Source organism: Mycobacterium sp. SM3041, assembly GCF_039668335.1.
Classification (GTDB): domain Bacteria; phylum Actinomycetota; class Actinomycetes; order Mycobacteriales; family Mycobacteriaceae; genus Mycobacterium.
Genome location: NZ_JAYXBQ010000037.1, coordinates 258,070 through 269,489, shown reverse-complemented (window position 1 = coordinate 269,489; position 11,420 = coordinate 258,070). Strand labels below are relative to the sequence as shown.

General features: G+C 67.3%; 12 protein-coding genes. 4 read left to right on the top strand and 8 right to left on the bottom strand.

Going from position 1 to position 11,420, the window contains the following annotated elements:
• The first annotated feature begins 247 nt into the window (after positions 1 to 247).
• A complete protein-coding gene (locus VXD91_RS10495) occupies positions 248 to 1,618 on the top strand; it encodes an NAD(P)/FAD-dependent oxidoreductase (RefSeq protein WP_346415337.1) in 1,371 nt (456 codons plus the stop codon).
• On the opposite strand, the gene VXD91_RS10490 is transcribed toward VXD91_RS10495, so the two are convergent.
• From VXD91_RS10490 to VXD91_RS10480, 3 genes are read right to left on the bottom strand one after another with little or no spacing between them, the layout of a single operon-like run.
• Positions 1,615 to 2,979, bottom strand: a complete 1,365-nt coding sequence (locus tag VXD91_RS10490; RefSeq protein ID WP_346415336.1) for an AarF/ABC1/UbiB kinase family protein — start codon at positions 2,977 to 2,979, stop codon at positions 1,615 to 1,617. The genes VXD91_RS10495 and VXD91_RS10490 overlap by 4 nt on opposite strands.
• 50 nt (positions 2,980 to 3,029) lie before the next feature.
• A complete protein-coding gene (locus tag VXD91_RS10485; RefSeq protein WP_346415335.1) occupies positions 3,030 to 3,926 on the bottom strand; it encodes a hypothetical protein in 897 nt (298 codons plus the stop codon).
• A gap of 4 nt (positions 3,927 to 3,930) precedes the next feature.
• Positions 3,931 to 4,161: a hypothetical protein gene (locus VXD91_RS10480; RefSeq protein WP_346415334.1), complete on the bottom strand. Its 231-nt coding sequence runs from the start codon at positions 4,159 to 4,161 to the stop codon at positions 3,931 to 3,933.
• 135 nt (positions 4,162 to 4,296) lie between these two features.
• On the opposite strand from VXD91_RS10480, the gene VXD91_RS10475 reads away from it, so the two are divergent.
• Entirely contained in the window at positions 4,297 to 4,920 is a 624-nt protein-coding gene (locus tag VXD91_RS10475) for a TetR family transcriptional regulator (RefSeq protein WP_029104817.1), read from the top strand.
• Between the two features lie 7 nt (positions 4,921 to 4,927).
• Here VXD91_RS10475 and VXD91_RS10470 read toward each other — a convergent pair whose 3' ends face one another.
• Positions 4,928 to 5,491 (bottom strand): peroxiredoxin-like family protein, encoded by a 564-nt coding sequence (locus tag VXD91_RS10470; protein ID WP_346415333.1) that lies wholly within the window; start codon positions 5,489 to 5,491, stop codon positions 4,928 to 4,930.
• Positions 5,488 to 6,588 (bottom strand): oxygenase MpaB family protein, encoded by a 1,101-nt coding sequence (locus VXD91_RS10465; protein ID WP_346415332.1) that lies wholly within the window; start codon positions 6,586 to 6,588, stop codon positions 5,488 to 5,490. Before VXD91_RS10465 ends, VXD91_RS10470 begins: the two co-directional genes overlap by 4 nt.
• A gap of 124 nt (positions 6,589 to 6,712) precedes the next feature.
• Between VXD91_RS10465 and VXD91_RS10460 the strand changes: the two genes are divergently transcribed.
• Positions 6,713 to 7,174 carry a nuclear transport factor 2 family protein gene (locus tag VXD91_RS10460; protein WP_346415331.1) on the top strand — a complete coding sequence of 154 codons (462 nt, stop codon included), beginning with the start codon at positions 6,713 to 6,715 and terminating at the stop codon, positions 7,172 to 7,174.
• 5 nt (positions 7,175 to 7,179) lie between these two features.
• On the opposite strand, the gene VXD91_RS10455 is transcribed toward VXD91_RS10460, so the two are convergent.
• Entirely contained in the window at positions 7,180 to 8,202 is a 1,023-nt protein-coding gene (locus tag VXD91_RS10455) for a fused (3R)-hydroxyacyl-ACP dehydratase subunits HadA/HadB (RefSeq protein WP_346415330.1), read from the bottom strand.
• A 193-nt stretch (positions 8,203 to 8,395) separates the two neighbouring features.
• Between VXD91_RS10455 and VXD91_RS10450 the strand changes: the two genes are divergently transcribed.
• Entirely contained in the window at positions 8,396 to 9,283 is an 888-nt protein-coding gene (locus VXD91_RS10450; protein WP_346415329.1) for a hypothetical protein, read from the top strand.
• Here the strand turns inward: VXD91_RS10450 and VXD91_RS10445 are convergent.
• Both VXD91_RS10445 and VXD91_RS10440 read right to left on the bottom strand, forming a co-directional pair.
• Positions 9,280 to 10,377, bottom strand: a complete 1,098-nt coding sequence (locus VXD91_RS10445; RefSeq protein WP_318984088.1) for an LLM class flavin-dependent oxidoreductase — start codon at positions 10,375 to 10,377, stop codon at positions 9,280 to 9,282. The genes VXD91_RS10450 and VXD91_RS10445 overlap by 4 nt on opposite strands.
• A gap of 10 nt (positions 10,378 to 10,387) precedes the next feature.
• On the bottom strand, positions 10,388 to 11,413 hold the full coding sequence (locus tag VXD91_RS10440) for an ABC transporter substrate-binding protein (protein WP_346415328.1): 1,026 nt from the start codon (positions 11,411 to 11,413) through the stop codon (positions 10,388 to 10,390).
• Positions 11,414 to 11,420: the final 7 nt, after the last annotated feature.

Here is an 11,420-nt window from a genome sequence, read left to right as displayed (position 1 = left end):
TGTGCGATTATGCCAGACGGGTCCGACGCGTGCCACCGCATTTCTGCTGGGAGGCCGAGGCTATCGGCGCCGGACCAAATCCGCATTTACGCGCGCGCATATTTTGTGCGAATCCGGATTCGGCACCACGGTGGCCGGCGTACCTTGAGCTCAGCCCACCCTCGCCGTCGATGAGCTGGCCTGGCCACCGCACCTGATCGCAGGCGTGTGGAACGAGAACGGAACTTCGGAAGCGAAGGGGCGCCTCATGTCGGCCGATGTCGACTTTTGTGTTGTGGGAGCGGGTTTCGCAGGATTGACCGCCGCCCTGCGGCTGAAACAGGCGGGCCGTTCGGTGGCCCTGCTCGAGGCGCGGGACCGGGTCGGGGGCCGTACTTTCACCGAGGTCCTTCCCGACGGGACGTGGATCGACCGCGGTGGCGCATGGGTCGGTCCGGGGCAGGACCGCATCAAGGCCCTGATGGCCGAATACGGTGTGGCCGAATACAAGGAGTACGTCGACGGCGACGCCATGATGATCGTCGACGGCAAGAAGCACCGGTACTCCGGCACCATCCCGTGGGCGATGAGCCCGTGGGCCATCGCCAATCTCGGCGCCGGCCTCCTCGAGATCGGCCAGATGTGCAAGACCATCCCGTTCGACGCCCCGTGGCAGGCCAAGAAGGCCGCCGAGTGGGACCGAATCACGTTGGGGGAGTGGCTGCATCGCAACATCCGCTCGCATCAGGCACGCGAGATGCTCGACATGGCCATGGCCGGGGTGTACACCTCGGCCGCATCGGAGACATCACTGTTGTGGGCGTTGCATCAGATGGGGTCCGGTGGTGGACCCGTGTTCGTCATCTCCAACGCCGGCGGCGCGCAGGACGCCCGGGTGCGCGGCGGCATGGGCGCGATCTACGGCCAGATGGCCGCCGAACTCGGTGACGCGCTGCATCTTTCGTGCCCGGTGGACCTCATCGCGCAGGACGACGACGGGGTCACCGTCCACGCCGAGCGGCTGACGGTCCGGGCCCGGCACGCGATCGTCGCCGTACCCTTGGCCGTCGCCTCCCAAATCGATTACGAGCCAGGGCTTCCCGTCGACCGGATGTTCCTGCATCGGCGCATGCCGAGCGGCGCCGTCTACAAGATCTCGATCGTCTACGAGACGGCGTTTTGGCGTGCGGACGGCCTGTGCGGACAATCGGCCGCACCGGGCAGTCCGGCCACGCTGACCATCGACGCCTGCACCGACACCGGCACGCCGGGCATCATGTGCGTCATCACCGAAGGCCCGGCCGCGCGCGCGCTCGGGCTGCTCGATGCGGCGGAACGCAAGGCCGTCGTCGTCAACGAACTGGTCGACCGGTTCGGGGCGAAGGCGGCGTCGCCGGTGAGCTACCACGAGCAGAACTGGACGGTCGAGCGCTACTCCGGCGGCGGCATGATCAGTCACGCACCGCCCGGCGTGCTCACCGAGTTCGGCCACGCGCTGCGGACCCCGTGCGGGCGGATCCATTGGGCCGGAACGGAAAGTTCGGCCATCATGTGCGGCTGGATCGACGGTGCGGTGCGCTCTGGGGAGCGGGCGGCCGCCGAGGTGCTGGCCGCGGACAGCGTGGCCGTCGTGGGTTAACGGCTCGCTCGCCAGCGCGCGATCTCGCGGCCGATCTCGGTCTCCGCGGGTCGGCCGAAGAACCATTCCTGGCCGATGCGGTACCAGTTGTTGGTGCTCTGCAGATGTCCCAGTGTGCCGAAGGTGAGGAAGTCGGCGCGCCGGGAGAAGACATGCTCGGGCGGCAGCATCTGCCGCTTCATCCCCGCGAACTCGGTCTGCCGCGGATCGATGGCCGAGACGACGGCGCCAGTGGCCAGCTCAGGCGTGATGGTGAGGTCCTCGTCGATCATGTGCCATTCGCTCGCGGCCCAGATGTACTCCAGGCAATCCTGGGCTGTCACACCGGATTCCGTGTCCACGATGCCGCGGCCCAGCATCAGGCGGTACAGGTCGTCGGCACGGCCTTCGATCGCGGCGTGGAAGCAATCGAGCTCGAATGCCACGTTCGCGGGGTCCATCCGGTTGTACAGCCCGAAGTCGACGAAGCCGACGCGACCGTCGGTGGCCAGCATGATGTTGCCGGGGTGGGGATCACCGCAGAATTCGTGGTTGGTGAAGAGCGAGCCGATATAGAAGCGGTAGACCAGTTCTCCGATGCGATTGCGGTCGGTCGCCGGCAGCGTGCGCATGTGTTCGAAGCCTGCGGCATCGAGGTATTCGGTGACCAGCACCCGCGGTGTGCAGAACTCGACGACGCTGTCGGGGACGACGATGAACGGATGTCCCCGGTACTGTTCGGCCACCAAGTGCTGCGTCTCGGCCTCGCGCAGGTAGTCGAGCTCGCTCTCGAAGTTCCGGGTGATCTCGTCGAGCATGGCGGTGTTCGCCGACGGCCACAGCCGCCAGAGCTTCATCAACAGCGCGAGATTGCGCATGTCGGCCTGGATGGCCCGATCCACGCCCGGATACTGAACCTTGACGGCGACGTCGCGACCGTCACGCAACCGGGCTCGGTACACCTGGCCGATTGATGCTGCGGCCGTGGGGGATTCGTCGAAATCGGCGAAGACGTCCGACAGGGGACCGAGGTCGGTTTCCATGACCTCGCGCATGGCGCTGAACGGCGCCTGCGGCGCCTGATCCCGCAGCGCGGCGAGCTTTTCCCGGAACTGTTCGCGGTGCGATTCGGGCACCAGATCCAATTCGATCACCGACAGCATCTGGCCGAGCTTCATCGCGGCGCCCTTCATGGAGCCCAGCACCGTCACGAGATTCTCGGCCATTTGGATGGTGGCACGCTCGGCCAGCAGTTCCTTGGCGCGTTCCGACCGGCCGACCATCGACAGGCGGGTGCGGCCGCCGCGCACGGCTTGCTTCGCGGCGAGGGCGCCCAGCTTGCCGCCCCGCGCAAGACGTCCCTCAGGCAGTCGGCGTGCCACGCTGCCTCCCACGGAATCGGTGCAACGACGCCATCAACGTACCGGCCCGATTACGCAGGTGTCTCGTGTGTCCAGGACTCAGTTTCGCGGGCGATCCGTTGCCAGGCTTCGAGGCTCGCGAGGCGCGTGCGGGCCTCGCCGTCCAGGACAGCCGAGATCTCGATGACCTCGGCGACGACGCCTTCAGTCTGGGCGACCTCGAGTACGTGCACCACGACGGCGACGTCCGGATGGCCGAGCAGTTCGGTGACCGCGGGGCGCGCGAGCTCGGGGTCGATCCGGTTCAGCAGCGACAGCAGCGCTGCCAGCACCTCCGGCTTGCCGGTGGCGGCAGCCCGGGCCATGCGCAACGACCGGTCTGGTCCGGCAGCGCGCATGATGTCGTTCATGACGTGCGTGTCCGACACCAGCACGCCGGTCAGGATGATGCCCTCGTCATCGTCGATGGCCCGCTCGAACGCCACGATGAGTTCGTCGGTGGCGAATTCGACGAACCGCGATGCGGTCAGGTAGTCGCGGCGCCGCAGCAGTTCCATCGCCGCCGGGATCAGCAGCTTGGCGGGCAGTCGCGGGGCGAAGTGCGGGATGACCCGAGGGTCGACGTATGGCGCCGCGTCGGCGAGGTAGCTCGGTTTGAGCCCGGACAGTACGCCGATGGCGCGGTCTCCGTGCGCCAGTCCCACTGCGCCCCCGACGCGCCCCGCGACTTCCGGAGGTACCGCGCGGTGAGCGACGGTGACCACCAAGGCATTTGGGATCAGCGGCGCGAGCTTGCCGACGCGTGCGAAGGCCTCGGCCTGTTCGTCGAACAGCGCGTCGGACAGTGCGCTGCGCAGGGCTTTGAGGTCGTCGGCACCGAGTCGTTCGAGGCGGGCAAGGTCGGCGGCATCGGTCTGCAGCAGCGCGGCCAGCAGCGACAATTGTGCGCGGGTCAGGATGTCGGCCATCACGTCACCGTCCGAACAGGATCTTGCGGGCGGCGGGCCGGATCAGCCGGGGCAGGACTTTGAGCCCGTCGTCGAGTGAGTCGTTCAGGCTGCGCTGGTGTGCCACCTTCGCCTTCCTGAGCAGACCGAGCAGCTGGGCTGATTCCTCGGGGGTGAGCTTCTCGAGTACTTCCCGCGGTTGTCCGAGCTCGTCGAGCAACGGGTTGTCGGTACCCGGGGTAGCGGCTTTGTCCATCCTAAATAACTACCACATTCGGATGGCATAGCTATCTGAAGGCACGCCGAGGACTGGAAAAGGGCCCTTAAGCTGGCCTGTTATCTGGATAGCGATAGTATCGAGGCTCGTCGTGCGGAGGATGTGGAGGACGTGGTGGCGGCTCGGAAGGTGCTGACGCGGGCGGAGAGCCAAGCGCAGACGCGGCAGGAATTGCTGGACGCCGCGGAGCAACTTTTCTATGCCAACGGGTACCACGCCACGTCGCTGGCGGCCATCGCGGCAGAGGCGGGACGCACCATCGGTGCCGTCTACAGCAACTTCGAGGGCAAAGAAGCGCTGTGCCTCGAGGTCATCCGCAACCGCTCCATGGCCGAACTCAATCAACTGCTCGGGCCGCTCGTGGCAGCCGGCGTATCCACCGACGACCGGCTGGCGGCCCTGGCGAGCTGGTGGGCCCGCATCGGCGCGGAGCCCAACCTCGTCGTGCTGACCGCTGAATACGTCACCAGCACCTTCCATAACCCCGAGCAGCTCGCCAAGGCGCGTGAAGCACTGGAACGGTTCAAGGAATCGACGCGGGTGCTGCTCGAAGACGCCGTGCCGGAAGGGGTTCCGGCTGACCACCCGCTCATGGACGACGCCATCGAAGTGGCGGTGGCGACCGGCGCGGGCATCGCCATGGCCCAGGCGCTGGGCACGATCGACGCCGAGCGGGGCGCGGCGCTGATGGTCGCCAACATGCGGTTGTGGTTCGACGCGCTGGTCGTCGGCAAGTAGTGCCGAGTCAGTCCGTCCCCGCGGTCACCCGTTGTGCCACAACGGCGCGGAGCGCTGCGACGACGTCGGCCCCGGCCGCGAGGTCCGCGGCGTACCGCGCGCGGTGTTCCCACGCGACCCGCCGTCCGCCTCGTTCGACGACGAACACGCCACCGAGCCGGCGCGGATCGCCGGTGCGCTGATAGGGGTAGATCCCGGCCCGGACGAAATCGATGAAGGCGCTCACATTCCGGATCGGGTTCAACCATCGCCGCCGGGCGGCCAATCCCATTGTGCGGTACAGGGTGTGGTCCTGGGTGGCCATGACGGGAGTGCGGGAACCGGCCCGCTTCCGGAAGGTGAAGCCCTGGATCGAGGTGCCGATGCCGATCAGGATCACCTGGGCGCCAAGCGCTTCCACTTCATCGAAGTGCGCGGTCAACTCTCTGGCCTGGGCCAGGCCGAAGGCGCTGCCGAACTGCGGCAGGAACACCAGCGCCACCGGCCCGTCGCGCCAGAAGTCCTGAAACTCGTGCAGGTGGTGCCGATCATCCAGCACACGCTCATTGCTGATGACATCGACCCGGCTCAACTGACCGCTCCCACAGCGTCATTCGTGCGGTCGGCCGAATCCGTCGGCGCGAACGGGCACATCGTGCCGCGCTTGCCGTGCTGCAGTGTCAGGCCGGGGTCGTGCGTCATCTCGACGAAGCCGGTGCTGTCGGCATGGCGGATCACGTTGTGCAGATGGCCCCACATTTCGGGGCCGAAGTATGGGATGAAGACGCGGTCGAAGACCGGGTTCTCCAGAGCCTTGACGGTCGCCTTGACCAGTAGTGCGCCCAGCCGTGGCCGCAGCCGGTAGTCATCGAGGCCGCAGATCTGCCGGACGTACGGCGTCAGGAGCGGGATGGCGGCCCAGATCGCCACGCGCATGAGACTTCCGATGACGAGGTTCGGGTTCAGTGGGGTCACCGGGGGGTGGGTCATGAAGTCGGTGAGTTCCTGCGCCGGGCGGGTGAATGCCATGAGCTCCTGCTCGGCCCGCTGCACCCAGGCTTCGACATCCTCGGGGGTGTCCGGCAGCTCGCCTGCCGGCATTCCCATGAGCTGACACACCTTGACCTGCTCGCGGTAGAACTGGCGCTCCTCTTCGTCGGTCGCATTCGGGTCGCCGAAGGCCTTGTACGCGCGCCACAGGTGTGGCCAGCCCACGACGTAGGTGAATTTGAGGGTCTCGACGTGGTTGGCCTGGAACAGCTCGCCGGTCGCGGGTACCTCGCCGGTGATGTGAGAGTGCTTGCGGAACAGGTCAACTCCGACTTTTTCGGCGCTGGCGGTGTCGCCCGCGACGGCGCCGGCGAAGAAGTGCAGGCTGCGCCGGATACGGCCGATCGTGTCGTAGTAGTACGTCGTGTGGTGGCCGACGCCGTACGCCCCGTCGGGGTCCAGCACCGAGATGAAAAGCCCGGACAGAGCGCCCATTCCGGCAACCATGACGTTCTCGTAGACCTTCCAGCTGATCGACTCGGGCCCGAAGTAGCCGTTGTCGATCCGCGGGGCTTCCGCTATCGCCAGGGCCTTCTTGCCGTTCTTGCCGTGCAGCTTGAGCAGGAAGTCGTACCGGCGGTCGATTCTCCGGCGTTCGGCTTTGGGCATCGCGACGTCCTGCAGGCGGACGGACTTCATGGGCTCCTCCGGTACCAGTTGAGATAGCAACATTATTCCAATGGCGACGTTACTCCAACTGGGTGGGACCGACAAGACCTGCTGCCGCCCTAGGATGCGGGGGACGAGCAGGACGGAGAGCTGGATGTCAGACGCCGCAATGCACATCGCCGTGCAGAAGTTGGTGGACGCCGAGGAGTTGCGGACGGGCTTGGGCACGTTCACGCGCGTGGTCGACGGCAAGCGATGGGCGGAGGCGTCGCAGGTCTTCGCCGATGACGTCACGTTCGACTATGGCGACCAAGGGCCGCAGTCAGGCCTGCCCGCGCTGGTGGCGACGTTCCGCCGGTACCTCGAAAAGTGCGGTGGCACACAACATCTCATCGGTTCGATCCAGGTCGAGGTCGGTGACGACGACACGGCCGTGACCCGGGCGTACGTTCAGGCCCGGCACCAGGGCGTCGGCCCGCTTGCGGCCGAAACGTTCGATACCAACGGTGAGTACACCGACACCTGGGCCCGCCGGCCCGAAGGCTGGCGGATCGTCAACCGCATCAGCCGGTGGTCGGCGATGTCGGGTAATCCTGCGGTTCTGTTCCCGCAGTAGCGGGATCAGCGGAAGCGGACGTCCATGGTGGCGAGGCCGAAGATCTTCTTGCCGCCCGACTTGGCGCCGACGATCACGACACCCGTGCGGGTCTCGGGGTCCAGGGATTTGATCTTGCCGCTGAACTCGATATCGCAGCCTTCGGTGGCCGGCACCACCGCGGGCGCCGACAGGCGGACGGTGTAGCGGCTCACGGCACCGGGGTCGCCGGACCAGGACGAGGCGTATCCGGCGCCCAGGCCCATGGTCAGCATGCCGTGGGCGATGACGTCGGGCAGCCCGGCGAGCTGCGCCAGCTCCTTGTCCCAGTGAATCGGGTTGGCGTCGCCGGCCACGCCGGCGTAGTTCACGAGGTCGCCGAGTGACAACCGCAGGTGACTCGCGGGGAGTTCGTCGCCGACGGACACGTCCTCGAACAACGGCGTCCCCGGCGTGCGGGCCGCGTCGCTGGCGATCCGGATCTCGCCCTCGGGCCGCACCGTCTTGCGGTACTCCTCGGAGCCGATGTCCAGGATGTTCATGTCGTGCATCATGGCCTTCTGCACGGCCGTCTTGACGTCGCCGTCGATGTCCTCGGCCGTCACGCCGACGACGGTGGTGTGCAGGGTGTGGACCCGCTCGCCCTTGGTGTCGGTGAAGGTGTTGGTCACGGTGATGAAGTCGCGGCCCGCGGTCCGGCGGACCGCCGTCAGCTCGACGTCGATGACCAGCTCATCGCCCGCCACGATCGGCCGGTGCTGTTCGAAGACCTCTTCGGTCTGCAGGTAGGTGTCGTAACCGACGACGATCGACTCGAACATCCGCCGGTTGCACTTCATGCCGGGTGTCGAGGTGAACGTGATCGGCGCGATGACATCGGCGTAGCCGAGCTCATTGGCGGCAGCGACGTCCCAGTGCGCGGGGTGGTAGTCCTGCACCGCGCGGGCGTACTCGCGCAGCTTCTCGCGGCCCACCAGGTAGGTGCCGTCCATCTGGTAGTGGTGGCCGATCCGCGCTTCGAGCGGCGACGCTTCTGCTGCTGTCGTCATGACTGTGCCCAACTTTTCTATCGACATGTTCGCTGAGGCCGACCAAAGCACCCTACGCGGCGAGGGGGCGGCAACACACGTCGATGCGCCGTCTACCTGCGCCGAGCGGAGGCAAATGTGCCCAAAACCACGCGATCGCGGCGACTGCCGTGGCTGTTCGCGGGTGCCCCGGGGCCCGTGCTTGACTGGCAGCATGGCCCGCACACCCACTTTGGCCCGTCGGTTGTTCGAGCGTTACGAACCCGTGCACGCGATCACGTACTTCGCGCCCGAGGCGCGTGCCGCCGCCGTCGACCTCGGCTATCGCAGCTTCTGGAGCGGCTACTTCGTCACCAGGTCAGCGCCACTGGGGCCGGTGCCGCCGCAAGTCGTGGAGGCGGTTTTCTACAACTTCGCCGCCCATCGCGTCGCGAAGTCGCTGGCCGGCGCGTGGGACATCGCGACACCCCAGCAGGCTCTGGCGGCCCGGGAAGCGGGGGCGGTCGCCGCCTTGCGCCGCTACGGGCTCACCGCGGACGACAACCTGCGTACCGCCACCGATCTGCTCGGCCGCGTCGCGCGCGGTGCCGCCGTCGACGGCCGGCCGTTGTTCGCCGCCCTGTCCGCCGTGCCGTGGCCCGACGAGCCCGTGGCCGCGCTGTGGCACGCGGCAACGTTGTTGCGCGAACAGCGCGGCGACGCCCACGTGGCGGCCCTGGTTGCCGCCGGCATCACCGGCCGCGAGAGCAACGTGCTGCATGTCGCGGCGGGCCGCACGACCAAGGAGAAGGTCGTGTCCACGCGGGACTACGACGACGCCGAGTGGGACGCCGTCACCGCGCGCCTGGCGGCACGGGGTCTGTTGACGGCCGACGGTTCACTGACCGACGCGGGACGCGAACTCAAGACCGACATCGAGCACCGCACCGATGCCGCCGCGCTGCCGACGCTCGACGTGCTGAGCGACGCCGAGGTCGAGACCCTGTTCCAGGCGCTCACCCCGATTGCCCGGATGGTGGTCGCCGGCGGTGATCTCCCGGCGATCACCCCGATGGCGTTGCAGCACAGCGATCTCGACGATCCCGGCGCGAATCTCGGCTAGGCGGCCAGGGCGCCGCGCTTGCGCAGCAGCGGCAGCACGCCTTCGGCGAACCAGTAGGCCTCTTCGAGGTGCGGGTAGCCGGAGAGGATGAACTCGTCGAATCCGAGGTCGTGGTACTCGGAGATCAGCGACGCCACTTCCTCATGGCTGCCGACGAGCGCGGTCCCGGCGCCGCCGCGGACCAGGCCGACACCGGCCCAGAGGTTCGGGTAGACCTCGAGGTGGTCGAGCCGGCCACCGTGCAGCGCCGTCATGCGCCGCTGTCCTTCGGATTCGGAATTGGCATGCAGCGCAGTGGCTTTGGCGATCTGTTCGGGCGTCAGCTCGGCCAGGAGGGAATTGGCGACGGCCCAGGCGGCCTCGGAGGTGTCGCGGCTGATGGTGTGCAGCCGGATGCCGAACCGCAGGGTGCGTCCGCGGGCCTTGGCCAGTTCGCGCACCTGTGCGATCTTGGCCGCGGCGGCAGCCGGCGGCTCGCCCCACGTCAGGTAGACGTCGACGTGCTCGGCCGCGATGGGCAGAGCGGCCGGCGACGATCCGCCGAAATACAACTGCGGCAACGGGTTCGGCGGCTCGGACACGCGCGCGTCGGTGACGGAGTAGTGCCTGCCGCGGTAGTCCACGGGGCCGCCGCGCCAGATATCGCGGACGATCTCGAGGAATTCGCCGGTGCGTTCGTAGCGCTGGTCGTGGCTGAGCCAGTCACCGAACCGGCGTTGTTCGATGTCGTCGCCGCCGCTGACGATGTTGAGCAGCAGGCGTCCTTCGGAGAATCGCTGAAAAGTCGCCGCCTGTTGCGCGGCCAGGGTGGGTGGCACGAGGCCGGGCCGGAAGGCAACCAGGAATTTGAGTCGTTCGGTCTGCTCGAGCAGGGCAGCAGAGGTCAACCAGGCGTCCTCACACCAGGTTCCGGTCGGCGTCAGCACGCCTTCGAACCCGAGGCGGTCGGCAGCGCGGGCGATTTCACCGAGGTAGCGCAGGCTGGGCTTGCGGTATGACGCCGGAACCGTGTGGTGCGATGACGCGTGTGACGCGCCGACGATCGAGCGACTGTCACCGTTTGTGGGCAGGAACCAGAAGAACTTGGCGGCCAAGACGATCCTCCTATTTTGCGGTGGTCCAGAACTGCGACAACTGATCGCCGAACCGGTTGTCGACGAACTGCGAGAAGGTGGTTTTGTGGTCGATCTGTCCGGATTGTGTGAACGCATCGGCGAGCTGTTGCTCAGAGGCGATCACCGCATCGTTGATGGGTATGGCCAGCCGCAGGCTTCGGGACTGTGCGACGCGGGCCACCTGCGGATCGATTCCGATTGCGGCCGCGTACTTTTGGTACCACTCGTCAGGGTGGTCCTTGGCCCAGCGTGAGGCCCGGGCGACCCGCTGGACGAAGTCGGCCAGCGCGCTGTTGCGTTTGGCGTCCTGCAGTGCCGCCACCGAGGCGATGCCGAATCCATAGCCGTTGGTGACGCTCTCGGCGGTGGCGACGGTACGGACCTTCAGCTGGTTCTGGGCCAGGGCCGTGTACGGATCCCAGATCGCCCAGGCGTCGGCCTGTCCCTGGCTCAGGGCGGTGAAGGCGTCGGCCGGTTGCAGGAACACCAGCTGGATGTCCTTGACCGTCAGGCCGGCCTTCTGCAGCTGGAGAAGCAGATGGCCGTGTGCCGAGCTGCCCTTGCCGACGACGACCTTCTTCCCGCGGAGGTCGGCCACGGTATGAACCGCTGAGCCCGTCGGGGTGAGGATCTGATCGCCGGCGGCACTGTTCGAATAGGCCGCGATGACACGGATTTTCGCGCCCGCCGCGGCGCCGAAGATCGGCGGCGTGTTCCCGGTGACCGCGAAGTCGATCTTGCCCGCGGTGGCCGCCTCGACCTGAGGCGGCCCGGAGGTGAAGGTCGAGAACTGCACCTTGTAGGGCACGTTGTCGAGCTCCCCGGCTGCCCGGAGCAGCGACTCGGTACCGCCCTTCTGATCACCGACCTGCAGCGTCAGGCCGGCCAGGTCCGATGCCGGAACTGTCTGGGGCACCGCCACGTCGTGCTTGCTGTCCCGGCTGGAGACGCAGGCGCTGAGCAATGCGCCGGCGGCGAGGATGGATACCAGTCGTACTGCCCGTGAATGTTTCACAGTCTTC

What these genes read in the sequence shown, in the direction of transcription:
- VXD91_RS10465 (WP_346415332.1), bottom strand. Translation starts at nt 6,588, where the DNA reads ATGAAGTCCGTCCGCCTGCAGGACGTCGCGATGCCCAAAGCCGAACGC.
- VXD91_RS10460 (WP_346415331.1), top strand. Translation starts at nt 6,713, where the DNA reads ATGTCAGACGCCGCAATGCACATCGCCGTGCAGAAGTTGGTGGACGCC.
- VXD91_RS10450 (WP_346415329.1), top strand. Translation starts at nt 8,396, where the DNA reads ATGGCCCGCACACCCACTTTGGCCCGTCGGTTGTTCGAGCGTTACGAA.
- VXD91_RS10480 (WP_346415334.1), bottom strand. Translation starts at nt 4,161, where the DNA reads ATGGACAAAGCCGCTACCCCGGGTACCGACAACCCGTTGCTCGACGAG.
- VXD91_RS10455 (WP_346415330.1), bottom strand. Translation starts at nt 8,202, where the DNA reads ATGACGACAGCAGCAGAAGCGTCGCCGCTCGAAGCGCGGATCGGCCAC.
- VXD91_RS10485 (WP_346415335.1), bottom strand. Translation starts at nt 3,926, where the DNA reads ATGGCCGACATCCTGACCCGCGCACAATTGTCGCTGCTGGCCGCGCTG.
- VXD91_RS10495 (WP_346415337.1), top strand. Translation starts at nt 248, where the DNA reads ATGTCGGCCGATGTCGACTTTTGTGTTGTGGGAGCGGGTTTCGCAGGA.